The organism is Bartonella rochalimae ATCC BAA-1498, assembly GCF_000706645.1.
Taxonomy (GTDB): Bacteria; Pseudomonadota; Alphaproteobacteria; order Rhizobiales; family Rhizobiaceae; genus Bartonella; species Bartonella rochalimae.
In genome coordinates this window covers 30,836-56,092 of sequence record NZ_KL407337.1, presented here as the reverse complement: position 1 = coordinate 56,092, position 25,257 = coordinate 30,836, and the positions used below count along the sequence as shown (strand labels likewise).

19 protein-coding genes, 1 tRNA gene and 1 pseudogene are annotated in these 25,257 nt (G+C 35.6%); 12 read left to right on the top strand and 9 right to left on the bottom strand.

The window, feature by feature from the left end:
* Window positions 1–13 precede the first annotated feature (13 nt).
* The 3 genes from dnaA to acnA all read right to left on the bottom strand — a co-directional run bounded on the left by dnaA (window position 14) and on the right by acnA (window position 5,487).
* Window positions 14–1,588, bottom strand: a complete 1,575-nt coding sequence (gene dnaA / locus O99_RS00225) for a chromosomal replication initiator protein DnaA (RefSeq protein ID WP_035005534.1) — start codon at window positions 1,586–1,588, stop codon at window positions 14–16.
* Between the two features lie 709 nt (window positions 1,589–2,297).
* Window positions 2,298–2,564, bottom strand: a complete 267-nt coding sequence (gene rpsT, locus O99_RS00220) for a 30S ribosomal protein S20 (protein ID WP_035005532.1) — start codon at window positions 2,562–2,564, stop codon at window positions 2,298–2,300.
* Window positions 2,565–2,799: 235 nt separating this feature from the next.
* On the bottom strand, window positions 2,800–5,487 hold the full coding sequence (acnA, locus tag O99_RS00215; protein WP_035005529.1) for an aconitate hydratase AcnA: 2,688 nt from the start codon (window positions 5,485–5,487) through the stop codon (window positions 2,800–2,802).
* A gap of 287 nt (window positions 5,488–5,774) precedes the next feature.
* Here acnA and ccmA point away from each other — a divergent pair, with 287 nt between their 5' ends.
* From ccmA to O99_RS00200, 3 genes are read left to right on the top strand one after another with little or no spacing between them, the layout of a single operon-like run.
* Window positions 5,775–6,401, top strand: a complete 627-nt coding sequence (gene ccmA / locus O99_RS00210) for a heme ABC exporter ATP-binding protein CcmA (protein WP_035005528.1) — start codon at window positions 5,775–5,777, stop codon at window positions 6,399–6,401.
* Window positions 6,398–7,063 (top strand): heme exporter protein CcmB, encoded by a 666-nt coding sequence (gene ccmB / locus O99_RS00205; RefSeq protein WP_035005526.1) that lies wholly within the window; start codon window positions 6,398–6,400, stop codon window positions 7,061–7,063. The genes ccmA and ccmB overlap by 4 nt, the downstream gene beginning before the upstream one ends.
* Before the next feature lie 45 nt (window positions 7,064–7,108).
* Window positions 7,109–7,885 (top strand): heme ABC transporter permease, encoded by a 777-nt coding sequence (locus O99_RS00200; RefSeq protein ID WP_035005525.1) that lies wholly within the window; start codon window positions 7,109–7,111, stop codon window positions 7,883–7,885.
* A 932-nt stretch (window positions 7,886–8,817) separates the two neighbouring features.
* Here O99_RS00200 and O99_RS00185 read toward each other — a convergent pair.
* Window positions 8,818–9,351 (bottom strand): GcrA family cell cycle regulator, encoded by a 534-nt coding sequence (locus O99_RS00185; RefSeq protein WP_035005522.1) that lies wholly within the window; start codon window positions 9,349–9,351, stop codon window positions 8,818–8,820.
* 418 nt (window positions 9,352–9,769) lie between these two features.
* On the opposite strand from O99_RS00185, the gene O99_RS00180 reads away from it, so the two are divergent.
* From O99_RS00180 to O99_RS00165, 4 genes are all read left to right on the top strand, one after another.
* The gene (locus tag O99_RS00180) at window positions 9,770–10,975 is read left to right on the top strand and encodes an aspartate aminotransferase family protein (protein WP_035005521.1); all 1,206 of its coding nucleotides are present in this window, start codon (window positions 9,770–9,772) and stop codon (window positions 10,973–10,975) included.
* A 4-nt stretch (window positions 10,976–10,979) separates the two neighbouring features.
* Window positions 10,980–11,921: an ornithine carbamoyltransferase gene (gene argF / locus O99_RS00175; RefSeq protein ID WP_035006632.1), complete on the top strand. Its 942-nt coding sequence runs from the start codon at window positions 10,980–10,982 to the stop codon at window positions 11,919–11,921.
* 23 nt (window positions 11,922–11,944) lie between these two features.
* Window positions 11,945–12,949, top strand: coding sequence for an Hsp33 family molecular chaperone (locus O99_RS00170; RefSeq protein ID WP_035005519.1), 1,005 nt, complete (start codon window positions 11,945–11,947; stop codon window positions 12,947–12,949).
* Between the two features lie 375 nt (window positions 12,950–13,324).
* A complete protein-coding gene (locus O99_RS00165; protein WP_084155961.1) occupies window positions 13,325–14,041 on the top strand; it encodes a Fic/DOC family protein in 717 nt (238 codons plus the stop codon).
* A gap of 6 nt (window positions 14,042–14,047) precedes the next feature.
* Here the strand turns inward: O99_RS00165 and O99_RS00160 are convergent.
* Window positions 14,048–14,524: pseudogene (locus tag O99_RS00160) on the bottom strand (Smr/MutS family protein).
* A gap of 86 nt (window positions 14,525–14,610) precedes the next feature.
* Window positions 14,611–15,303, bottom strand: a complete 693-nt coding sequence (locus O99_RS00155) for a Tim44/TimA family putative adaptor protein (protein WP_035005518.1) — start codon at window positions 15,301–15,303, stop codon at window positions 14,611–14,613.
* 175 nt (window positions 15,304–15,478) lie between these two features.
* Here O99_RS00155 and O99_RS00150 point away from each other — a divergent pair, with 175 nt between their 5' ends.
* Together O99_RS00150 and secB are read left to right on the top strand one after the other, a co-directional pair.
* A complete protein-coding gene (locus O99_RS00150) occupies window positions 15,479–15,985 on the top strand; it encodes an FxsA family protein (protein ID WP_035005517.1) in 507 nt (168 codons plus the stop codon).
* 97 nt (window positions 15,986–16,082) lie between these two features.
* Window positions 16,083–16,559 (top strand): protein-export chaperone SecB, encoded by a 477-nt coding sequence (secB, locus tag O99_RS00145; RefSeq protein WP_035005515.1) that lies wholly within the window; start codon window positions 16,083–16,085, stop codon window positions 16,557–16,559.
* A gap of 65 nt (window positions 16,560–16,624) precedes the next feature.
* Here the strand turns inward: secB and O99_RS00140 are convergent, their stop codons facing one another.
* The gene (locus tag O99_RS00140) at window positions 16,625–18,943 is read right to left on the bottom strand and encodes an NADP-dependent malic enzyme (protein WP_035005510.1); all 2,319 of its coding nucleotides are present in this window, start codon (window positions 18,941–18,943) and stop codon (window positions 16,625–16,627) included.
* A 210-nt stretch (window positions 18,944–19,153) separates the two neighbouring features.
* On the opposite strand from O99_RS00140, the gene mutS reads away from it, so the two are divergent.
* Window positions 19,154–21,889 (top strand): DNA mismatch repair protein MutS, encoded by a 2,736-nt coding sequence (mutS, locus tag O99_RS00135; protein WP_035005509.1) that lies wholly within the window; start codon window positions 19,154–19,156, stop codon window positions 21,887–21,889.
* A 584-nt stretch (window positions 21,890–22,473) separates the two neighbouring features.
* On the opposite strand, the gene O99_RS00130 is transcribed toward mutS, so the two are convergent.
* A tRNA-Ala gene (locus O99_RS00130) sits at window positions 22,474–22,549 on the bottom strand.
* Between the two features lie 103 nt (window positions 22,550–22,652).
* Window positions 22,653–23,030 (bottom strand): TIGR02300 family protein, encoded by a 378-nt coding sequence (locus tag O99_RS00125; RefSeq protein ID WP_035005508.1) that lies wholly within the window; start codon window positions 23,028–23,030, stop codon window positions 22,653–22,655.
* A 184-nt stretch (window positions 23,031–23,214) separates the two neighbouring features.
* Between O99_RS00125 and aroA the strand changes: the two genes are divergently transcribed.
* A complete protein-coding gene (gene aroA / locus O99_RS00120) occupies window positions 23,215–24,543 on the top strand; it encodes a 3-phosphoshikimate 1-carboxyvinyltransferase (RefSeq protein WP_035005505.1) in 1,329 nt (442 codons plus the stop codon).
* A complete protein-coding gene (gene cmk / locus O99_RS00115) occupies window positions 24,540–25,187 on the top strand; it encodes a (d)CMP kinase (RefSeq protein WP_035005503.1) in 648 nt (215 codons plus the stop codon). Before aroA ends, cmk begins: the two co-directional genes overlap by 4 nt.
* Window positions 25,188–25,257: the final 70 nt, after the last annotated feature.

The following is a 25,257-nucleotide window of genomic DNA, read 5'->3' as shown; positions in this document are numbered from 1 at the left end:
AAAGATTATAATACTATGCGGCATGTTCTCCTATTAATCGCTTAAGTAACTCAAGCTCTTTAGCTAAAGTTTGATCATCACAAACTAAATCTTCAATTTTACGTACAGCATGTAAAACAGTCGTATGATCACGCCCCCCAAAACGGCGTCCAATTTCAGGTAATGAACGAGGTGTTAAAACTTTTGCCAAATACATCGCAACTTGCCGTGGCTTCACAATTGTACGTGTTCGACGATTAGACAATAAATCCTGCCTAGAAACATTATAATGACGTGCAACAGTACGTTGAATTTCCTCTATTCGAATACGTTTCGATTCACCTGAACGTGTCAAATGACCTAATAATTCATCAATTCGCTCTAAAGATAAATCAACTTCAAAAGATTGACGAAATAACAACTGGTTAAAAGCTCCCTCAATATCACGACCTGATCCTAAAACCGTTTTAGCAATATATTCCAAAATCTCATCAGAAATTGTAATCATATTATCATCTTGTTGTGCAACTTTTAATCGTTGGCGCAACATTGCCAAACGCATCTCATAATCTGGCGTTTCAATTTCAAGAGCCACACCTCCTTGAAGACGAGAGCGCACACGAAGATCAAGCGATTCTAATTCTGCTGGTGGACGATCAGCAGCCACAATAACTTGTTTGGCACTATCGAGTAACATATTCAGCAAATGGCAAAATTCGCGTTGAATTGATTTCCCTTGTAAAAATTGCATATCATCGATAATTAAAAGATCAATGTCACGCAATTGCTCTTTGAATGAAAGAGCATCATTATCACGAATGGCCACAGCAAAACGCCACATAAAATATTCAGCAGTCAAATAAATAACCCGCGCAGGTGTCAAACGTTTAAGCGCAGCTGCTGCAATAGCCTGAAGCAAATGTGTCTTTCCTAAACCAACAGACGCATAAATAAAAAGGGGATTAAAGCGTAAAGAACTTTTATGTCCTTCTGCAATCGAGCGCGCTGCAGCCAAAGCAACACGATTCGAAGTACCTTCAATAAAATTCTCAAAAGTATAGCGAGAATCAAGTGGAGAACCAAAAACACCCTCTTGATTACTTTTAACTGATTGCTCGGCATAACTCTCAACTAAAGAAGAAACAGGTTGCTCTTCAGGCTCAATCACAATCGAGCTTTTATTAGATCCACATAAAAAACCTTTTGAAACACGTTCCATACTTCGGACAATAACTTCAACGCGAAGAATCGCTGAATTCTCCTGCTGCCATAAAGTAGTTAAAAGAGTGCTATAATGATTATTGATCCACGAACGTAAAAACGCTGTAGGAACAGAAAGTTTTACAAGATTACGATTATACTCAGCAAGTTTCAAACGGCCAAACCAACTCGTATAAGCCTCAACACCAATTTGGGCTTTTAACTGCGCCATTACACGTGCAAAAGCAGCAGCGCCCTCTTCCTCTGAAAAAACTAGAGGTCCTAAAGAGGACTTAACACTAACTGGCCCTTTTATCTTCATCATTTCATTTATCATTTTCTCTGTCGATAGGATATCCACTGCAACCTTTTTAAAGGAACTAGCTTTAGAATTCAATTTATTCACCATTTTTTATCCCAAAAAAAACTATAATCCCGCCCTACCAAACAGCTAAAATCTGTCTGGCGAAAGCAGAGACACACCCTTCCCCAAATAAGATTATTCATCCTCCCCTTAGGATAGTCTTAGTACAACCCTACTAACAAAGATGATCAATAAGATTTATCTTGTTTAATTGTATGATACGCTTTCCGAAACTGAAAACAATCAATAATGAAAGTTAAAAAACACCGCTAAAAACTGCTTAACATGCATCCACAAACAGAGCATAAGATAAAGCATTCTCTATAAAATATGATATAGAACACTTACCTGACGTAAACCTTGCGTATTTTCAATTTTCATAAGGAACATACAAAACAGCACAGGTAAAATGCAAGAGGCTAAAATGAAATCAAAAGATCATAAAAAACGACTATAAATTTGTATTTGCAAAAAGAAAATAAGAAAGACTATTGATTCAAATAACTTTTTTTTTGTAAAGTTTACCGATAATTAAAGATTTCATGTATTAAAAATAAAAAATAAAAAAAGCTTGACAAAAAACGACTCTATAGAAATCCACAACACTTGTGGATAACTATCTAAATATAAAAAACAACAATACTTATTTGAAAGTAATCAATAAATCACTTTCCTGAGAAAAATGAATTAAAAAACCAGCACCGATTTAGATGCTGGTTAATGAGCGAAGTTTAATTATATAAATATAGTAAAATTAAGCTTTAAGAGCTTTTAAACGTTTAGCCAAACGCGAAACTTTTCGGGCTGCAGTATTTTTATGAAAAACCCCTTTAGAAACCGCACGCATAATTTCAGGCTCAAAATTTTTAAATGCCACCTCCGCCAATGCTTTATCACCACAAGCTAAAGCATCATCCAATTTACGAATAAAAGTGCGAATACGCGAACGACGAGCCTTGTTGAACTGCGTACGCATTGCGATCTTACGGACAGCCTTTTTAGCTGAAGGTGTATTTGCCATAAACATATCTCTCTTAACTGATCAGTACAAACAGTTTAAACTCTGTTGATACTGAGACAAACAATTCCAAACTACACAGCTATTCATTACCTATAAACTTATAACTTAACATTCAAGCTAACGTCAATTAATTTTTTAAATAAGTATAAAATTAGCGAAGCATTTCCTCAATCAACTACTTTATAAATATATATTTCCAATAACAAGTAAATTGAGTTTCTATTGCTTACATTGTTTAAACTGCCAAATTACGTAAAACATATTGCAAAATACCACCATGACGTAAATAATCTAATTCGTCTTCAGTATCAATACGACATAATAATCGCACTTTCTTCTCTGTGCCATCAATAAAAGTTATTGTAGCTGTTATCTTCTGACGAGGTTGCAAATCATTGATTCCTTCAATTGTTACTTTCTCACTACCCTTTAATCCTAACGATTGCCAACTTGTACCTGCTTCAAAGACAAAAGGAACAATTCCCATCCCAACAAGATTAGATCGATGAATACGCTCAAAAGATTGAGCAATTACTGCTTTTACACCAAGAAGATAAGCGCCTTTAGCTGCCCAATCTCGAGACGATCCATTACCATATTCAATACCAGCAAAAACAACAAGGGGAACTCCTTCTTGTTTATATGTCATTGCTACATCGTAAATAGATCCTTCTTGTTTTGACGGATAATGAACTGTATAGCCCCCTTCACGACCATTTTCTCCAAGAATAAAATTACGAATTCGGATATTTGCAAAGGTCCCACGCATCATAACTTCATGATTTCCACGACGTGTTCCATACTGATTAAAATCAGCTACTTTAACACCATGATCAATCAAATATTTTCCTGCAGGCGAATCAATCTTAATAGAACCGGCAGGAGAAATATGATCAGTCGTAATCTTATCACCGAATAAACCCAAAATCCTCGCATTTTTAATATCTGCTAATGTACCAGGAATTTTAAGCATGTTATCGAAGTAAGGAGGATTCCGCACATAAGTTGACTGATCATCCCAAGAGTAGGTAACACCAGCTGGAACCTGAACTTTCTGCCAATTTTCATCTCCCTTAAATACATCTCTATATTTCTCAATAAAAATCTTACGAGTAACATTTTGTTCAATAAACTCCTGTATTTCCTCAGAAGTCGGCCAAATATCTTTTAAGTAAACAGGTTGACCATCTAAACCTATACCAAGAGGCTCCTTCGTTAAATCTTTACGCACTGTTCCTACTAGCGCATGCGCAACAACCAATGGAGGTGAAGCTAAATAATTTGCTTGCACATCAGGTGATACACGTCCTTCAAAGTTACGATTACCTGAAAGAACTGCTGCAGTAATTAAACCATTATCGTTAATGACTTTAGAAATAGCTGGTGACAAAGGACCAGAATTCCCAATACATGTCGTACACCCAAATCCTACTAGATTAAATCCTAAAACGTCTAAATCTTTTTGAAGACCTGAATCAAGAAGATAAGCTTCAACCACCTGCGATCCCGGTGCAAGAGAAGTTTTAACCCATGGTTTACTCCTGAGACCTTTCGCTACAGCATTACGCGCTAAAAGACCAGCGGCAATAAGAACGCTTGGATTTGATGTATTCGTACAAGAGGTAATGGCAGCAATAACGACATCTCCATGACCAATGTCATAATCTTTATTTTCAACCTTATAACGATCATTTTGCTTACTGATTTTCTTATAATCATCAACCAGTGCTTGCTCAAAACCTTGCCCAACATTTTCTAAGGAAATACGCCCTTCTGGACGCTTGGGACCAGCCATAGAAGATACAACATCTCCCATATCCAATTCAATTGTATCACTAAAGACAGGATCTCCAACCTCCTCATCATGCCACATTCCTTGCGCCTTAGAATAAGCCTCCGCCAAAGCAATGCGACTTTCATCACGCCCTGTCATATTAAGATAACGGATTGTTTCTTTATCGATTGGAAAGAAACCGCAAGTTGCACCATATTCTGGTGCCATATTTGCAATCGTAGCACGATCAGAAAGTGTCATATATTTTAGTCCAGGACCAAAAAATTCAACAAATTTACCGACAACACCTTTTTTACGTAACATTTGCGTAATTAGAAGGACTAAATCAGTCGCTGTTACGCCTTCTTTAAGTTTACCAGTTAAACGAAAACCAATCACTTCAGGTAGCAACATTGAAACCGGCTGCCCTAACATTGCTGCTTCTGCTTCAATACCACCAACACCCCAACCCAAAACACCCAAACCATTAACCATGGTTGTATGGGAATCAGTTCCTACACATGTATCAGGATAAACTGTCTGACAACTACTATCAGCTTTTGTCCACACACATTGTGCTAAGTATTCTAGATTTACCTGATGGCAAATCCCTGTGCCAGGAGGAACAACACGAAAATTTTTAAATGCTTGCTGTCCCCACTTCAAAAAACGATAGCGCTCACTATTGCGTTCATATTCATATCCGACATTTGTCTTAAATGCCCCTGAATTACCAAAATCATCAACAATAATTGAGTGATCAATGACAAGATCTACAGGAATAAGTGGATTGATTTTTTCAGCATCCCCTCCAAGCTTGTCCATAGCGTCTCGCATAGCAGAAAGATCAACAACAGCAGGAACACCTGTAAAATCTTGCATGAGAACACGTGCAGGGCGATAAGCAATTTCCACACCAGAATGCCCTTTATCATTTAACCACTGAACGACATTCAGGATATCTTCTTTCTTGACTACGCGACCATCTTCAAACCGCAACAAATTTTCAAGAAGAACTTTCATCGAAAATGGTAAATGGGAAATTCCTTCAAGCCCATTCTTTTCTGCTTCAATCAAGCTGTAATAAATATACTCTTTACCATCAACACTTAAAATTCTGCGACAATTAAAACTATCAATTTGAGACATAACTGTTCACCCTTAAGTACTACAAACCACCCCATTCCTCAGAACGAACAACACAAACTGCAGGTCAAGATTGCAGTTTGAATGCGGGTATATCATGTCCGCTATTCATTCCCCGCTCTTTTATCGGTAAATTCAGACCACAAACCTGTCCCAAACCGACTACTGGCGTAATACGTGCCTTATAGAACTATTTCTAGAACTATTCTAGATACAATTTCATAAAAAACGTGTTTTTTACTTTATTATGCAATAAAAATTAACAAATAATAGAATAACGGGTTATTATTATGATGTTATCGGGTAAAAATCTAACGGCACATAGAAATGAAAAAACTTTATTTCAAGGTCTTTCTTTTTGTTTATCCACACAACAACTGATGACAATCACAGGCCCAAATGGTGTTGGAAAATCTACATTATTGCGAATCATTGTCGGCCTTTTTAAAGCTACTGAAGGCGATTTAAAGTTAGAAGACAAGGGGAAAATATACCCTCTGGCACTTGCATGTCACTATCTCAGCACTCAAAATGCCATGAAATCCTGCTTATCTGTTATTGATAATCTAAAATTTTGGGCTGAATTTTATGGACAACACTTCTACCATCCCCATGATGCTCTTGCAGAGATTGGTCTTTCTGATCTCGCACATTTACCTTTTAATATTCTATCAACTGGACAAAAAAGATGTGTAGCTATTGCTCGCTTACTCCTCTCTTATCGCCCTATTTGGATTCTAGACGAACCAATATCCGGACTTGATCGCCATGCTCAAACGATCTTTGCAACATTATTTCAACGTCATCTCAATCAAGGAGGAATGATTATTGCAGCAACTCATACTTCTCTTGGTCTAAAAGAACACCACATCATTGCCTTAGAGCATTTTTATCCCCTTAGGAAAAAAATAAAATGAAAGCACTATTTTGGCGCGACCTTAAATTAATTTTATTATCACAAACTTCTTTATTAACAGGACCTTTATTTTTTATAGCAATCATTATCATAACTCCCTTTACCCTGGGAACAGATTCAAATACTCTCTCACGAATAGGTCCAGGCATATTATGGCTAAGTGCTCTTCTTGCAGGGCTACTCAATCTTAATAAACTTTTTCAAACCGACTGCGATGATGGAAATCTCGATCAACTTATTCTTTTTGGTCAAAGAAAAAACTTAACATTGATTGTTTTCATCAAATGTCTTGCACATTGGGCAGGAACTATGCTCCCCCTCATCTTTATCACCCCTATCGCAGCATTTATGCTTCATTTAGATACTCTAATAACCTTTACAACAATTCTAACCCTTTTATGTGGAACACCTGCTTTCATTTTCATTGGTGCAATTGGAGCAGCTTTAGCAACATCATTATCGCATAACACAATGCTCATTTTTATTATTATTTTACCATGGACAATTCCAATCTTAATTTTTGGTGTTACAGCTGCCATAGCTCCAATAACATCAAAAGTTTTTTTCCTTCCTGCTCTCGCTTTTCTGTCTGCTTTTTCACTCTTTTTTGGTCTTTTTAGTTCTTTTGTAACAGCTATAACACTCAAATACCTATCAGAATAACAAAAGATAATTGCTCCCAAGCAAAAATCTGCCTATTATAAATTTATGAATAAATTATCGCGAAAAAAAACGAAAATTTCCCTCGCAAATCCAACCCACTTCATGGAAATAAGTAGTGCGGCTTTACCTTGGTTAACTAGTATAACATTATTTCTTCTTATCTTAGGTCTTGTTTTGGTTATATATTCCCCTGATGATTATCAACAGGGTGTTACTGTCAAAATTATGTATATTCATGTTCCATTTGCCTGGTTGTCTACCTTTTGTTACATTATAATGAGTGCTGCTGCATTAGGAAGCCTGATCTGGAACTATCGTCTCGCTGACATAGCACTAAAATGTGGCGCATCCATCGGAACTATCTTTACAGCTTTAGCACTTATAACAGGAGCACTTTGGGGACGTTCTACGTGGGGAACATGGTGGGTATGGGACGCTAGATTGACATCGGTTTTAATTTTGTTTTTTATCTACCTTGCCATTATTACTCTTGCTTATTCTTTTGATAACCAAATCAAAGCTGCATACGCTACAGCAATTTTAACATTAGTTGGATTAGTTAATATTCCTATTATCAAATTCTCTGTCAACTGGTGGAATACACTTCATCAACCAGCATCACTTTTACGGGTAGAAGGTACAACCATTGATCGTGCCATGTTATGGCCTCTCATAACAATGATGTTTTGTTTTATCTTCATGTTTATTGTCTTGCATCTAATAGCTATGCAAAATGAAATTACCCATCGCTATATTAAAACACTTCAAATTAAAGCAACTCATCATTCTCAACATCAGGACTCTTCATCATGCTCCAATTAAATAACACTCAAAATGAAGCTTTTGGAAATTTTGTCCAACGAATTGATCTTTTCCTTGGAACCCTAAACCATCAGCAAATTGTTGCTTTAAGTTATATCCTCTCTGCAAGTGTTCTATTTTGTTTTATTGGATATATCCTTTATAAAAGTATGCGCCAAAAAAAAATTCTGAAACAACTTCAAATACAAGAAACAATTTGGGAAAAACAATACAATGAAAACCATCCCTCTCAGAACTAACTAAAGCAAACCTTTGCCTGTCTTATTAGAAATCTTTGTATCCATTTTTTTTGCAGTTGTATTCTTCTTTAACTTTATAGAAAGCAAAAATTCTATGACATTTTTTTTACTTAAATATATTAGTTGGAAAAATCGCTCCTCAAATCCAACTTCTTTTGTGAATAGTAAAGACTCTTTAAATTTCGTACACGTTAAAGGATACATAACATTGATTAATTTTTTGGATGTCTTGGTGCCTACTTTGTCATGTAGAACATTCAATTCTTAAAGAAATCGCAAAAAATCAGTGTTTTGCTCTTATCTCAATTCATTATAATGACTAAAATAATACCCGACGTTTTTTAACCAATTTTGACAATAGTTTGTAATTAATTGGTTTTAATGCTTCATATCTTACAGCTATTAACTAGGGTATACATGAATTATCAAAGATGAAAGAAGCTATATAACCACAAAAAGCTCATTCCACATCCATATTAAGGCAATGTTCCCGTAGTAAACCTATAACATATGAAATTGGGTGAAAATTTTAACTACTGTCTCAATTTCATAAAAGCAAATATCTCCTATAACTAGGATTGTATCTTTAACATATTTTCTTTTTTAAACTTAGTATTAAAGAATAGCCGTTTTCATAACAAAATAATTGATATAACCTAAATTATAAAGCAAGATTTTGGCTATTTACTCATCTCATATTCTTATTCGCCGTCTTTCTGATACTGGTTGAAATGCTATTTTAGCGTGAAAATCACAATAAGGACTACTTTCGCTAGAATCAGCGCCACAGAAATGAAAGTTTGATGATAGAGGATCTCCAACAGGCCATCTACACGTGTTTTCATTCAATTGTAAAAGATTAAGATTACGTGACATAGGTACAACTACATTTGATTTTTCAGGTATGTTTTCTTCTGTTACACTCTCCATGACAAGCCCTTGTCTTAAATTTGCAGCTTTAGAATCGTCAGAAGAGCAATTGTCTTGTAACATCGATGACGTTGTACGACGTATCCGCGACGTTGATGAATTAACACCTGTTAATACTTTTTGTGCACGTGATACTACTTGTGTTGTTTTACCGCGCCCTGGTAATTTCAGCCGGTGTACCTTACCAATCACAGCATTTCTGCTGACCCCACCCAACTGAACTGCAATTTGACTTGCACTCAAACCTTCACTCCAAAGCTTCTTAAGAAGTTCAACGCGCTCACATGTCCAACCCATACTAGAACCCCATTCCAATTATCTCACCGAAAGGCTTTCAACTGCATCTTCGAATATATTAATTATATTCGAACAGCTCAATAAAAGACCTTTTAATCTAACCAATCGCGGAATTTACAAATAGAAATCCAATTTTGTTTATTTCCCCAAACTATAATATGCACTAACTCTATGACAAGAGTTATTATATTTTAATAACGTTCTTTTAAAATGTTTTCCCCAACTTACAAACAAATCGTAGAAAAAATTTTAACTCTAACTTTTTCATAACAAAGATACCTTTTCGAAACCTTAATTGATTTTTTATCAATTAGCACGATAGTTCATTATAATGAAGTAGACTATATTAATGCGTAAACAAATAGATCATAGTTTTCAAATGTTGTATTACAGCATTTAAACAATCAAGAGTATAACGATGAATACCATCTATACACAATCACTTTATAATACTTTTGCTCGACGTCACTTGCATTTTACACAAGGAAAGGGCGTATGGCTTATCTCTGATAAAGGAGAAAAGTATCTTGATTTCACATCTGGCATTGCTGTCAATGTTTTAGGACATACACACCCAAAGCTTATTGATGCCCTTAAAACACAAGCTGAAAAACTTTGGCATGTTTCTAATCTTTTTGAATCGCCTGAACAAGAATCACTTGCTGCACGTCTTTGTGCTAACAGTTTTGCTGATAAAGTTTTTTTCTGCAATTCTGGTGCTGAAGCATTAGAATGTGCATTCAAAACTGCTCGTCGCTATCATTATACATTGGATCAACCACAACGATTCGAAATCATTACTTTTGAAGGTGCATTTCATGGTCGTACACTTGCAACGATTGCTGCTAGTGGACAAAAAAAATATCTTGAAGGTTTTGGCCCAAAAGTCTGTGGTTTTATTCAAGTACCCTTTGATGATGAAAAAGCTTTACGTCATGCTATCAATAAAAATACTGCAGCTATCCTTATTGAACCGATTCAAGGAGAAGGTGGATTGCGAACAACTCCTTATAAAACTTTAAAAATGCTACGTAAACTATGCAATGACAATCAATTATTATTAATTTTAGATGAAGTTCAAACCGGAATCGGACGTACAGGAAAACTTTTTGCATATGAATGGTATGATATCGTACCAGATATCCTCACTCTTGCTAAGGGGCTGGGTGGTGGTTTTCCGTTAGGAGCTTGTCTTGCAACAGAAAAAGCAGCAAAAGCCATGACACCAGGAACCCATGGTACAACCTTTGGAGGCAATCTCCTTGGCATAGCTGTAAGCAAGAGTGTTCTTGATACACTCTTAGAACCGGGTTTTCTTAATCATGTACAACATATGGGTAATAAGCTAAAACAGGGACTTTTAAACATTTTAAACACTTATCCTGATATTATCTGTACAATTCAAGGTACAGGCCTTATGATGGGTATGCAATGTATCATTCCTCAAAATGAAGTTATCACTGCACTCGATAATGAACATATTCTCAGTGTTGGAGCAGGTCATAATATTGTTCGCTTTTTGCCTCCTCTCATAATCAATGAAGAAGAAATATATGAAGGTTTGCATCGGATTGAAAAAGCTATTGCTTATCTTTCGCAAACAAATAAAAAAAGACAAATATAATATTATGACACATACCCTTCACCACTTTACCGATATATCTATTTTAACTCCACAAAGAGCACGTGCTCTTATCGATTATGCAAAAATCCTCAAAGCTGCCTTTAAATCAGGAGAAAATTTAAAACCTTTTTCTGGTAAAACACTAGCAATGATTTTTGAAAAGCCTTCTACACGAACCCGAGTTTCTTTTGATCTTGGCATGCGTCAGCTTGGTGGAGAAACAATCATGTTAACGGGATCTGAAATGCAGCTTGGTCATAGTGAAACAATTGCCGATACAGCACGTGTACTATCACGCTTTGTAGAAGCCATAATAATACGAACCACAGCACATCATCGGATGCTTGAATTAGCGCAATATGCGCAAATTCCTGTCATTAATGCTCTTACAGATGACACACATCCTTGCCAAATTTTAGCAGATATCCTTACCTATGAAGAACACCGTGGCACTATTGCTGGCAAAACATTTGCTTGGATGGGAGACGGCAACAATGTTCTTCATTCTTTAATCGAAGCAACAGCTCTTTTCAATTTTCATCTGCATATCGCTACACCGCAAGGAAGTGAACCCCAAGAAAAATATATAAACTGGGCACGCGAACGAGGAGCACATATTATGCTCACTCATAATCCTCAAAAAGCTGCTGAGAACGTTGATTGTATTATTACCGACACATGGGTTTCTATGGGACAAGAGTTTCGTGCCCAAAATTATTCCATTTTTCAACCTTATCAAGTCAATGAAGCTTTAATGGCATGTGCCAAACCTGATGCTCTTTTCATGCACTGCCTCCCTGCTCATCGTGGTGAAGAAGTTGTAGACGCTGTAATCGACGGACCACATTCTGTTGTTTTTGATGAAGCTGAAAATCGCCTGCATGCTCAAAAAGCAATCCTTTCCTGGTGTTTACAAGATGCGTTTTTTCAACCCAATAATTTATGAAATAAACTTTAAAAAGCAAAAATATGAACAACGAAGACAAAAAATCTAAAGATCAAATCTATTTAAATAATTTTTATCAGAATGAAGATGATACCGTTATTCCTTTTCAAGTCGAAGAACTAGATATTCGTGGACGCGGTGTACAACTTGGAGAAAGCTTAAATTCCATTCTCACCAAACATCAATATCCTGATCCTGTTTCTTATCTTCTAGCAGAAGCTTTAGTTACAACTGTTTTACTTGGAACATCATTGAAATTTGAAGGAAAATTTATTTTACAAACTCATTCTGAAGGACCAGTCAATATGTTAGTATGTGATTTTGTTCCTCCCTCAAATTTACGTGGTTACGCTCGTTTTGATAAAGAAAAATTAAACCAGGCTATAGCGAATGGTAAAACATCTTCAGAAATGCTTCTTGGAAAAGGGACTTTGGCTTTCACTATTGACCAAAGCTCCTATACACAACGCTATCAAGGAATCGTCGCCTTAGATGGTTCAAATTTTCAAGAAGCTGCTCGTACTTATTTTAACCAATCAGAACAAATACCTACTGATCTCCGTTTAGCAGTTTCTACCTTAATTAACCATAATAAACAGGACAAAATACAAAAAAGCTGGAGAGCAGCAGGGCTTTTAACTCAACTCTTGCCCAAAGCTTCTCCTTATCATACACCATGCCAAACAAATACAAAATTAGACGAAACAAAAAACTGTATCCAACTCGAAAACCAATGGCAGGAAGTAAAAGCGCTTACTGCAACCATTGACAGTGAAGAACTTACAGATCCCCAAGTTGGTATTAAACGATTACTTTTCCGCCTTTTTCACGAACGAAGTGTAAAAGTTTTTCAAACCTTTCCTATAACAAATCGGTGTTCTTGCTCACGAAAAAAAATTAAAGAAATATTAGAAAGCTTTTCTGTTGAAGAACGTGCTCAAACAATAGAAAATCAACAAACTTCTGTTACCTGTGAATTTTGTTCAACGGTTTACTATTTCAAACCAGAAGAACTTTTTCAAATATAAAGCATAAAATAATTATTTCTGTAACAGACAAATTTTTTTCTATTTAAAAATCTTATGCTAAAAACCACAAACTTATTATAAATTTTATTGCGCATAATTATTAATTGATATATTTTTCATATTGTCTTTTTGAAATTTGGAATATTTTATTGATGCGGAGATTTAAGATTCTAAATTTATTTTTTATTTATTACAAAATTTAAAAACTTTTTTATGGAATTTTTCATGAATATTATACTGTAAAATGAAATGATAAAAATTTTAAAATGTAAATGTAGTTACCTGTTAAAAATTTAAGGAGAAGGTTATTAATGAGAGAAGTTTAATCTTCTTAAAGGTAATTTAGTGCTAGTAATTTGAAAGCAATTGCAACAAATGAAAGAAGACATTTCAGTATCGTTCCATAACTATAATTATCAAAATAGTTTCACACTAAAGAATAAATATAGGGTAAAACGCTATGAAACATTTGAGATGATATGTATACATAATGTAATACAAGCAATCGTTAATCTATACTACGAGCCTCTGCCAAAACAATTTGATTCCTCTTATTTAAAACATATTCATATGTGTTTGTATCAAAAAACGTTTGAGTGGGCTGGACATACTCGTGACTTTCCATTTATGTTTCTCGATGGAACAATCGCCTGCCAACCAAAAGTTAAAAAAGTAATTTCGAATACTTTTTTTGCAATTGGTGAAGAAATTCAGACAGGTCTTAAAGAATTTGACAAAATGCTCGTTGAAAAAAACAATTTGCGAGGTTTGTCACGCAAAAAATTTGCCATTGAAACAGCAGAAATGTTTTCCTTTCTCAACTATATACGTCCTTTTAAAAAAGGAAATGGACACACACAACGTTTTTTCTTTCAAAGACTTGCCCAAAATGCAGGTTATACACTCGATTTTTCAAAGATAACAGAAGATGAAATGCTAAATGCTTGTATTAGTGCACTACGAGATAACGACTTAAAGCCTATGCATTCTATATTCAAAAAAATCACTTATCTAGAGTGCAGACCACGTATTATTTCGGATAGACGACGCTTAAAACACTTAGGATACAATACTCATCCATATATGCGCTAAATAGGTTTACATTTTTTCTCTTTGCAGAAAACGACGTAACTGAATATAAAGAGCGCCACTGCCTCTATGTTTATGAGCTGCTTGTCCAAAAGCCTGGACATAATATTGAAAAACAGGTGTTGATAACCAATAAGGGACAAATTGGCACAAAACGCCATTGCTTCCGTGTGAATGACCCTTTCCTGTTATCACTAGAACATAACGTAATCCCTAACGATGAGATGATTGTAAGAATTCTTTTAAACAACGATACGCTTCATCTTGTATCAAACCATGAAGGTCAATACGCGCTTCTATACAACAGAGACCTTTTGCAATTTTACGATGCACAGTATGATCAAAACACTGCATTTTCTTTGCTTTAATTATTTTTTTCTTTTGCTCTTTAACTATCGTTGGCTTCTGCTTCTGTTGACTTTCTTGAAAAAGTGGGACTGTTGTACGACAAACCTGCTCCCATAAAAAATAGTCTTGAGAAACCAGTGGATTTTTTTTCTTTCATCCTTAGTCATTAAACTCTTTAATCTCGTGTAATTTTATGAAAAATCTTCTATAAACCAATAATAATTTTAATTTTCATCTTCCGTTGCAAAAAGCTTCCAATTTGGATTTTTAGATGTAATATTGCGAACGAAAGTCCAGATATCTCTAATTTCTATAATAGCTTCAGGATTCCCTTCTATGCATTCTTCTTGTTCATTATAAGTTGCAGAAATAATTTCACTAACAATACGTACTGTTAAAAACGCTTCTTCTTTTTGCATTTCTGCTGCAATAAATTCAATCTTACTAATCCCCACAAAAGTAAATTGAATTCTTTCATTATTTTTTTCGCGTAGTTCAATAGCCTCACAAAAACTTTCAAAAACATCCGATGAAAGATGTTCTTTAAGCTGATTGCGATCACCTTGCGCAAAAGCTGTCATAATTATTTCGTAGACAATTTGAACACCATTCACAAAAAATTGAGGAGAAAAAGAAGGATCAAACTGACGAATAGAACGCAAACCACTGTTTAATTTGCTTCCTTCTGATGCAATGGCATCAATTTCGCTAAAATCGCTCTTTTGTGAAGAAGATTGGTCGGGTAAAGAAACAATCTTATCGTTCTTTTCTACTTCAACTGGCTTTTTAGTATACCCTGAATAAGAATCAAAGGGAGGCTTTTCAAAACCAATCCGTTTTCCTAGTACATTCCGTAGTTGCACAAAAACTACAACTACTATAATAAGAGCTATTATTAGTACGACGTCAAATTCCATGAGTGTTGTCAATCTCCCAGTGTTAAATGATTATCATTGCAGTCAATATCATTGATCAATAAACATGTAAAATAAGTAAATCTATTATTTAAATAATGTTTATGACTCCCCAATTTAAATTGAGAAAATAATAATATAATTTTCTTAACAAAAAACTTGAGAAGGATATCTTCATTTGAAAAAATTTTATCATATAAAGTCTCGATTTTTTTTAATTATAGTTCTCAGCGCTCTCTTTTTTGAAATCTCTGGCTTTATTATTGTTGGAAACGAAATTGGAATTCTAGCGACTTTGAGCTTAATTCTTTTAACAATGATGAGTGGAATTATTTTATTGCGTATGAAAGGTATAGGTCTTATAAAAAATATACAAAGTAAACTCCTTCAAGGACAGGCACTAGAACATTACATAGCTAATGATGCACTTATTATTCTTGGTGCCGTTTTGCTTACTCTTCCAGGTTTTATAAGCGATATTTGTGGAATATTACTCCTTATAAAACCAATTCGTGTTTTTATCTGGAATCTTTTTTTATCCCTTATTAATAAAACAAATTCTAACGCACAAAACAAATCTGAAAAAATAATTGAACTTAACCCGGAAGATTATCAGAGCTATAAGACCGAAAAATCTCCCTGGCACAAAAATAACGATAATAACCAAAATACAAAAAATAATTAAAGATAAAGAGAGCATTTCTTGCAACCCTTTGCAAGTCATGGTAACTTCTTTTAAATTTACAATAGCAATATGTGTATTATAATGAAAGGTTTGTAGTATGGCCGAAGGTGAAATACATAATAATAGTGGAGAACCAGTATTTGCTGTTTTGACCCAATATTTAAAAGATTTTTCATTTGAAAATCCGCACGCACCTCGTTCATTACGCCCACGGGAAAAAGCGCCACAAATTGATGTTAACATTAATGTCAACGCCAATCCAATTGGTGATGATAATTATGATGTTGTACTATCCCTTTCAGTTAAAACTAAAGATGATACCGAAATACTATTTCACATAGAGCTGATTTATGGCGGTATTTTCCACATTAAAAATATTCCACAAGAGCATGTAATGCCGCTTGTTTTTATTGAATGTCCACGTCTTTTATTTCCTTTTGCTCGGCAAATTATATCTGATGCTACACAAAATGGTGGTTTTCCTCCCTTGTGGATTGATCCGATTGATTTTGCAACGATGTTCCAAAAACGAGTTGCCGAAGAACAAAAAAATAATCAAACGCAACCCTCTTAAAAATTAGCTTGTAACATTACATAAAATTTATTTTTATTTCTTTCATTATAAAAGCCCTTGAAATATCAAAGGCTTTTATTTTTTTGAGCAATTTTTTCTGCATGATAAGCAGCCAAAGTTGCAATATTAACGATATCTGTATCGCGTCCACTAAACGATACAATTTGTACAGATTTCTCCAATCCAATTAAGATAGGGCTAATAATGGTTGCTTCACCAAGTTCTTGTAACATTTTGCTCGAAATTGAAGATGAATGATATCCAGGCATTACTAAAATATTAGCCGGTTCTTTTAATCCCATAAAAGGATATTGTTGCATCAATTTCGAATTAAGAGCTACCTCAGCACTCATTTCTCCATCAAATTCAAAGTCAACTTTACGTTCATGTAAAATATCAACAGCTCTCTGAATATCTTGCGTAACTTGACCCTTTATATGACCAAAAGTAGAAAATGCTAAAAATGCTACCCGTGGTTGATATCCAAATTCACGCACAAAAAAAGCTGTTTGTTCAGCAATATCAGCAAGTTCCTCAGCATTAGGATGCTCATAAACAGCTGTATCAGCAATAAACACAGTGCGTCCGCGACAAATAGCTACTGAAATACCAATTAATCGTTCCTGTGGTTTTTCATTAATCACTCGTCGTATATCTACCAAGGCCGTTTCATAATTGCGTGTTACTCCTGTAATCATTGCATCAGCATCACCCAAAGCTAACATACAAGCAGAAAAATAATTACGATCATTATTGATAAAACGATGACAATCACGCAACAGCCAACCTTGACGCTGCATCTTTTTATACAGATATTGAGCATAAGCATCTGTACGACAAGATAGCTTTGCATTCAGAATAGAAATTCCTTCACGCTCAAGATCAATTCCTGCGACAGCAGCAGTATCTTTAATTTGTTTTTCACGACCAATTAAAATTGCTTTTCCTAATTTTTGGTGAACGTAAGATACGGCCGCTCGCATGACCGATTCTTCTTCCCCTTCTGCAAAAACAATTTTCTTTGGTGCTTGACAAACATAATCATAAACACCACGCATCGTGGATGCAATGGGATCACGTCGAGCATTCAAATCACGTTCATACGCTTTTAAATCATGAATATGCTTTCTAGCAACACCGCTTTCCATTGCTGCTTTTGCCACCGCGATTGAAACAACTGTCAGTAAACGTGGATCAAATGGAACTGGAATAATATAATTGGACCCAAATTTCAGACGGTTTCCGTGATAAGCTTCTACAACACCATCAGGAACTTCCTCATGAGCTAATTTTGCAATAGCTTTCGCTGCAGCAATTTTCATGCTTTCATTAATAACCGTTGCACGAACATCAAGAGCACCACGAAATATATACGGAAAACAAAGAACATTATTAATTTGATTGGGATAATCTGATCGCCCTGTTGCTATAATAGCATCATCACGTACTTCTGCTACTTCTTCAGGTGTAATTTCTGGATCAGGATTAGCCATAGCAAAAATAATTGGTTGTGGCGCCATTGATTTTACCATCTCAGCAGTTAGTGCACCTTTCGCTGAAACCCCAAAAAACATATCGGCACCTTCCATCGCTTCAGAAAGCGTGCGTTTATCTGTTTTAATGGCATGAGCAGCTTTCCACTGATTCATCCCCTCTTCACGCCCTTCATAGACAACACCTTTTGTATCACACAACAAAATATTTTCAGATCGAAAACCCATTGCTTTAATGAGTTCAATACAAGCAATTCCTGCAGAACCTGCGCCATTACAGACTAATCGTGTATTTTGCATAGTACGCCCTGTTAAATGCAAAGCATTAATTACACCAGCAGCCACAATAATTGCTGTACCGTGTTGATCATCATGAAAAACAGGAATATTCATAAGTTCGCGTAAACGGCTCTCAATAATAAAACAATCAGGTGCTTTAATATCTTCAAGATTAATACCACCAAAAGATGGTTCCAAATACCGTACTAAATTAATAAAGCTTTCCGGATCACTCGTATCAATTTCTAAATCAATTGAATCTATATCTGAAAAACGTTTAAAAAGAACTGCTTTTCCTTCCATTACTGGCTTAGATGCCAAGGCACCTAAATTACCTAAACCCAAAATAGCTGTCCCATTTGATATAACAGCAACAAGATTCCCTTTTGCCGTATAATCATAAGCCATTAACGGATCTTCAGCAATTGCTTTAACTGGAACAGAAACACCAGGCGAATAAGCAAGTGCTAGATCATGCTGTGTTGCCATAGGTTTTGTTGCAACAATTTCAAGCTTACCAGGACGATCGCCCCTATGAAAATCAAGGGCTTCTTGCTCATCTACACTATAAAATTTTTTATATGTTGTTTGATCCTGTTCATTTTTTTTCATTTCACTTACTTTCTTAAAAAACAGCATAAACTCTGATTAACAACAAATATAATGATTAAATTTAAAAATTTGATTCATATGCCAAAAATAATTATGCTCACTTTATGAAAGCATCTTATCATACGCTTTATTTAGAGGTAATAAAGATATAGCTCGAAGTAAATAAAAAAGGATAATAAAACCTACATTAAAAGGAATAATCGTACTAAAATGGAAAAAGAGACTGAACATAAAAATGATTCACTCCAACGCCCTACGATTCCATCCAATACTCATCAAGAGCGCCTTACCCCTATGATGGAGCAGTATATAGAAATCAAAGCTGTTAATAGCGACTCTCTTCTTTTTTATCGTATGGGTGATTTTTATGAATTATTTTTTAATGATGCGATTGAAGCTGCTCAAGCCTTAGGGATTACACTCACAACACGCGGTAAACATTTAGGTCAAGATATTCCAATGTGTGGTGTTCCTGTTCACTCTGCAGATGATTATTTACAAAAACTTATTGCTTGTGGTTATCGCGTTGCCGTGTGCGAACAAATAGAGGATCCTGCAGAAGCAAAAAAGCGTGGTTCAAAATCAGTTGTTCAGCGCGATGTAGTCCGTCTTATAACACCCGGAACAATAACAGAAGAAAAACTTCTTGATCCAGCACGGGCAAATTACCTCATGACACTTGCTCGCACAACAACCCGTAGTAAAGAAGAATATGCTCTTTCCTGGATTGATATTTCTACTGGTATATTTCGAGTTACAGAAAGCCGTCATGAAAATCTCTTAACAGATATTATGCGTGTAGACCCACAAGAGGTGATTGTCGCTGATTCATTTTTCCATGATAAATCTCAAAAAGCTCTTTTCAATGTTCTCGGTAATATTATCTCTCCTCAACCAGAAAATCTTTTTGAGACCACCACTGCTGAACGAGATATTTGTCTTTACTTCAAACTCTCAACCCTTAAAGGCATTGCAGATTATTCTCACCCAGAACTTTCAGCCATCGCTGCTGCTATTCGCTATATCGAAAAAACACAAATCACACATCGTCCCCCTCTCATGCGACCTGAGCGTCAAAATGAAAGCACAACTCTTTTCATTGATGCAGCAACAAGATTTAGTCTTGAGCTCATTCGGACTACATCCGGTCAACGCGATGGGAGTCTCCTAAAAGCGATTGATCGCACCGTCACAGGAGGTGGTTCACGCCTTCTTGTCGATCGCTTAATTTCTCCCCTAACAACTCCAGTAGCTATCGATAAACGCCTTGATTCAATAGATTTTTTTCTACGCAATCCTTCTCTTGCAGAAGCTATTAAGCTTATTTTAAAAGGAGGACCAGATATGCCACGCGCAGTATCACGTTTAGCGCTTGGTCGAGGAGGTCCGCGTGATATGGGAACAATTCAGCGCGGTTTTGAAATCATCAATGAAATTAATCAGATTCTTAATAATGAGTTACTTCCTCAAGAAATCAATGATGTACGAGAGGTATTCTCGCACTTACCTACCGCTTTGCATTTTCAGCTAGAACAAGCACTGGCTGACGATCTCCCTCTTCTCAAGCGGGACGGTGGCTTTATTCGTCCTCATTATCACCAAGAATTAGATGAAATGCGTAATTTGCGAGACGAATCACGTTGTGTTATTGCTAAACTCCAGGCGCAGTATGCTAAAGAAACAGATATTAAAACACTCAAAATTAAACATAATAATATTTTAGGTTACTTTATTGAAGTAACGAACTTACAAGCATCGGCTCTCACAAATACTCCACAAGCAAAAGCTCGTTTTATCCACCGACAGACAATGGCGAATGCCATGCGCTTCACTACAACAGAACTCGCCGAACTCGAAAGTCGTATTGCTCATGCTGCAAATCATGTTTTAACGCTTGAATTGGAAATTTTTGATAAACTTGTTGATGAAATTACCCAACAGATTGATTTCATTCGTCAAGCTTCTGAAGCTCTAGCTATTTTAGATGTATCTGTTGCTTTAGCCCACTTAGCTGAAGAACAAGGATATTGTCGTCCCAAAGTTGATCATTCATTAACCTTTCATATTACCGCTGGACGTCATCCCGTTGTAGAACAAGCATTACGAAAACAAGCTGCGGAACCATTCGTTGCCAATAACTGCGATCTTTCAGCACAAAACAAACACCTAGATGCAGACATTTGGTTGTTAACAGGCCCTAATATGGGAGGAAAATCAACTTTTTTACGACAAAACGCTCTCATTGCTATCATGGCACAAATGGGATCGTTTGTACCAGCCACTTCAGCTCATATTGGCATTGTTGATCGTTTATTTAGTCGTGTTGGTGCTTCTGATGATCTTGCTCGAGGACGCTCAACCTTTATGATGGAAATGGTTGAAACAGCAACTATTCTCAACCATGCCAGTAACCATTCTCTTGTCATTCTCGATGAAATTGGACGAGGAACGTCAACTTTTGATGGTCTTTCAATTGCTTGGGCAACAGTTGAACATCTCCATGAAATAAACCGTTGTCGTGCTATTCTCGCTACACATTTTCATGAAATGACGGCGTTAACAAAAAAACTTAATCGCCTTCATAATGTAACAATGAAAGTTAAAAATTGGAATAGTGATGTTATTTTTCTCCATGAAGTCACTAAAGGCACTGCTGATCGCTCTTATGGTGTGCAAGTGGCAAAGCTAGCTGGATTACCTGCAACAGTTATTTCTCGTGCAACAGATGTTCTGCATCAATTAGAACAAGGTGAAATGTCCGGAAAAGGTGATAAATTAATTGATAACTTACCGCTATTTTCTCTCAAAGCGACATCTTTAACAAATGAAAAAAATGATCAATGTTGCGCGATTAAAGATGCTTTAAAAAATATCAATCCCGATGAATTATCCCCTAAAGCTGCTTTAGAAGAACTCTACCGTCTCAAACAACTTGAAAAACAATGATTTTTAATAAAAAGTTTAAAAAAGATTCTACAATAATAAACTGCTATATTCCTAAAAGTTTTTTATACAGAAAGTAAATTGCATGACAATATCTTTAATTTGTATTAAAAATTCAAAAAATAACTTAAAATTATTTTCCATCCTCATAGCATAAGTACTCATATTATAAAAAATACAAGCGACAATACTGTTTGATTATTTTATTTATAATAATATTCAGAGTTTTTAGGTATTGAAATCATAAAATTTTCGACCATTTTATGAAGTTCTCTCAACAACTATAATTTACAATAAACAAAGCATTTTCATGAAAAATGCTAATACTCTTTCTCTATCAATTTCAAATATAAAATTGTAAATATATCCTTTATGAAGGAGCTTTTAGCTTATTATCACTATATCTCACCGTTATAAATAACGGAAAAACTTCATGATATTTTTATAAAGCTTTTTGAGTTTAAACAATAATGAAATGAATTTTACTAGAGACAACAAAGAAAATACGATTACACATCTCATTTTTCGATGAATAGACAAACTTTATTTTTGAATATCTATGCACTAAGAAAAATATTTGATCTTTTTGGTGGAGCTAAGCGGGATCGAACCGCTGACCTCTTGCATGCCATGCAAGCGCTCTCCCAGCTGAGCTATAGCCCCACAAAAAACAATAAACACTCTCCGCAAAGTTCTTAGAACGAGACAAACTGAAGATCAAGAAAAATCTATATCAATAAATAGAACATAATCTCTTCTTGCTTTTTTAAACATCATCATCGTTAGAAACACCATTGCCAAGGATATCAGTTACATCATCATCTTCATCACCTTCGTCATGAGACAAAAATGTATCATCATCAACAAGATCTACATCGTCATCATCCAAATCAGGGATCTCATCATCTTTAGACACATCGACATCTTCTTCAAGCAACATAAAGGCAGACTTCTCAAGTGCCGTATCAAGTTCTTCAGTATCAACCTCTTCTTCATTACTTACTTCAGCCGCTGCAACCTCAAAATAAGAACGCGGATAAGAAAGCCCTGTATAAGGCGACACGATAGGATCACGATTAAGATCATAAAATTTCTTTCCCGTTTCCGGGTCAACACGTTTGGTTCCAAGTTCTGGCTTTGCCATAGACCGTGCCTCTTTGGTTAGTTAAATTGCATTAAAACGAATTCCATGGTGCTTAAACAAAAAACAATGCACTTGTCAAAGACAAATACATAGTTCCACACGGATTTTCTCATGACGCTTATCAAAACATATGATAAAGGGCATCTAATTTTTTAAAATTTATATCTTACTAAATAAAGATTCGATGTATAAAGCAATACCAGCAACTGCTAAAAAATCAACAAATCTTTCTGGCACAATCAAAATGCCAGGAGATAAATCAATCTCCCATAAAGCACTTATATTAGGAGGATTGGCGCATGGAGAATCACATATTCATGGGCTTCTCGAAAATGATAGTGTTTTGCGTATAGCTACCATCATGCAAGCTATGGGAGCACAATGTTACAAAAAAAATAACCTTTGGATTATTCATGGAACCGGTAATGGTTGTTTACTACAAGCACAAACACCTTTAAATTTTGGCAATTCTGGAACAAGTGCTCACCTGATCATGGGACTGGTTAGCTCTTACCATATGAAAACGACTTTTCTCGGCAGTGCCTCACTCTCTAGATATCCAATGGAGCATATCCTTAATCCATTGCGTTTAATGGGAGTTGAAACTGAGCCAACTCTTGGTAACCACTTGCCTTTAACGCTTTACGGTCCCAAAATGGCTAACCCGATTCGGTACCCTATACCTATGGCTTCCGCCCCAGTAAAATCAGCAATCCTTCTTGCCGGTCTTAATACCGCCGGTACTACAACCATTATTGAGCAAACTCTTACACAAGATCATACAGAAAAAATGCTACAAGCATTTGGTGCTGAAATTGATATAAAAATAGATAAAACAGGCACACGTTTCACTTCTCTTAAGGGTCAGCCGCATCTTATTGGACAAATCATTAATGTTCCAGGTGACCTATCCCTAGCAGCTTTTCCAATTATTGCAGCTCTTCTTGTAGAAAATTCTGATATCACACTTAAAAATGTTCTCGTCAACGACGAGAAAATGGAATTCATCCAAACATTATGGGAAATGGGTGCTAAAATTGAACTCTTGAACCAACGCAAAACAGGTATAGAAAATATTGTCGATATACGCGTTAAATCATCAGAGTTAAAAGGTGTAACTGTACCAAAAGAACGAGCCCCATTAATAATTGATGAATATCCTGCTTTAGCAATAGCAGCAGCCTTTGCGAAAGGGAAAACAATTATCTCAGGAATTGAAGGGTTATTTTATAAAATATCAGATCGACTTTCTACCCTTGCTGAAGGATTAAAAATCAATCATATTCATTGTGAAAATGGTAAAGATTTTCTTATTATCCATGGGAAAAATTCTACCAAAGATTTAGGAGGTGGGCGCGTTACTACACATTTTGATCATCAAATTGCAATGTGTTTTCTTATTTTTGGACTCGTCTCAGAAAAACCTGTTATGATTGATGATAAACAGATGATTATTACCAATTGTCCAGAATTTATTCCTTTAATGCATCAACTTGGAGGTCGAATCTATTGAAACCTTTTATTATTGCAATTGATGGCCTTTCAGCATCTGGAAAAGGAACTTTAGCAAAACAAATTGCTGCCTATTATCATCTTCACCATTTGGATACTGGTCTCACTTACCGCAGTGTTGGCTATTCGCTTTTAAAACGAAATTTACCCCTAGATGATCACATAAATGCTGTTGCATATGCTAAAGAGCTTGATTTTAACACTTTAGATCCAATTCTTCTCGGTTCTCTTGATATTAGCGAAGCCGCATCACAAGTAGCAACTATACCAGCTGTGCGTGAAATTCTTGTTTCCAAACAACGTGATTTTGCCCAAAAATTACCGGGAAGCGTACTTGATGGCCGTGATATCGGTACTGTTGTCTGTCCTCACGCAGATATAAAATTTTATATCCTAGCGAATGCTCAAATACGTGCAAAACGTCGATACCAAGAAATTCTAAAAAAAGGAGGAAAAGCAAACTATCATGAAATTTTGGCCAATCTTGAACAACGTGACAAACGTGATATGACTCGAAAATATCATCCTCTAAAACCAGCTAAGAATGCCTACTTGCTTGACACATCAGAATTGAGTATAAAAGAAGTATTGAAAACTGCTTGCGCCTTTATTGATCCTCTTATAAAAAAGCATGCCGTTAAATAAAATCATCAAGGTGATTTCCAGCCTAGCGCTTATCTTTCTTTTACGAAAAGGGAGAAGGTGTGGAGTTACC

What these genes read in the sequence shown, in the direction of transcription:
- O99_RS00125 (WP_035005508.1), bottom strand. Translation starts at nt 23,030, where the DNA reads ATGGCAAAGCCAGAACTTGGAACCAAACGTGTTGACCCGGAAACGGGA.
- rpsT (WP_035005532.1), bottom strand. Translation starts at nt 2,564, where the DNA reads ATGGCAAATACACCTTCAGCTAAAAAGGCTGTCCGTAAGATCGCAATG.
- mutS (WP_035005509.1), top strand. Translation starts at nt 19,154, where the DNA reads ATGGAAAAAGAGACTGAACATAAAAATGATTCACTCCAACGCCCTACG.
- aroA (WP_035005505.1), top strand. Translation starts at nt 23,215, where the DNA reads ATGTATAAAGCAATACCAGCAACTGCTAAAAAATCAACAAATCTTTCT.
- ccmB (WP_035005526.1), top strand. Translation starts at nt 6,398, where the DNA reads ATGAAAGCACTATTTTGGCGCGACCTTAAATTAATTTTATTATCACAA.
- O99_RS00185 (WP_035005522.1), bottom strand. Translation starts at nt 9,351, where the DNA reads ATGGGTTGGACATGTGAGCGCGTTGAACTTCTTAAGAAGCTTTGGAGT.
- secB (WP_035005515.1), top strand. Translation starts at nt 16,083, where the DNA reads ATGGCCGAAGGTGAAATACATAATAATAGTGGAGAACCAGTATTTGCT.
- O99_RS00180 (WP_035005521.1), top strand. Translation starts at nt 9,770, where the DNA reads ATGAATACCATCTATACACAATCACTTTATAATACTTTTGCTCGACGT.
- dnaA (WP_035005534.1), bottom strand. Translation starts at nt 1,588, where the DNA reads ATGGTGAATAAATTGAATTCTAAAGCTAGTTCCTTTAAAAAGGTTGCA.
- O99_RS00165 (WP_084155961.1), top strand. Translation starts at nt 13,325, where the DNA reads ATGAAAGAAGACATTTCAGTATCGTTCCATAACTATAATTATCAAAAT.
- O99_RS00140 (WP_035005510.1), bottom strand. Translation starts at nt 18,943, where the DNA reads ATGAAAAAAAATGAACAGGATCAAACAACATATAAAAAATTTTATAGT.
- argF (WP_035006632.1), top strand. Translation starts at nt 10,980, where the DNA reads ATGACACATACCCTTCACCACTTTACCGATATATCTATTTTAACTCCA.
- O99_RS00170 (WP_035005519.1), top strand. Translation starts at nt 11,945, where the DNA reads ATGAACAACGAAGACAAAAAATCTAAAGATCAAATCTATTTAAATAAT.
- ccmA (WP_035005528.1), top strand. Translation starts at nt 5,775, where the DNA reads ATGATGTTATCGGGTAAAAATCTAACGGCACATAGAAATGAAAAAACT.
- acnA (WP_035005529.1), bottom strand. Translation starts at nt 5,487, where the DNA reads ATGTCTCAAATTGATAGTTTTAATTGTCGCAGAATTTTAAGTGTTGAT.
- O99_RS00200 (WP_035005525.1), top strand. Translation starts at nt 7,109, where the DNA reads ATGAATAAATTATCGCGAAAAAAAACGAAAATTTCCCTCGCAAATCCA.
- O99_RS00155 (WP_035005518.1), bottom strand. Translation starts at nt 15,303, where the DNA reads ATGGAATTTGACGTCGTACTAATAATAGCTCTTATTATAGTAGTTGTA.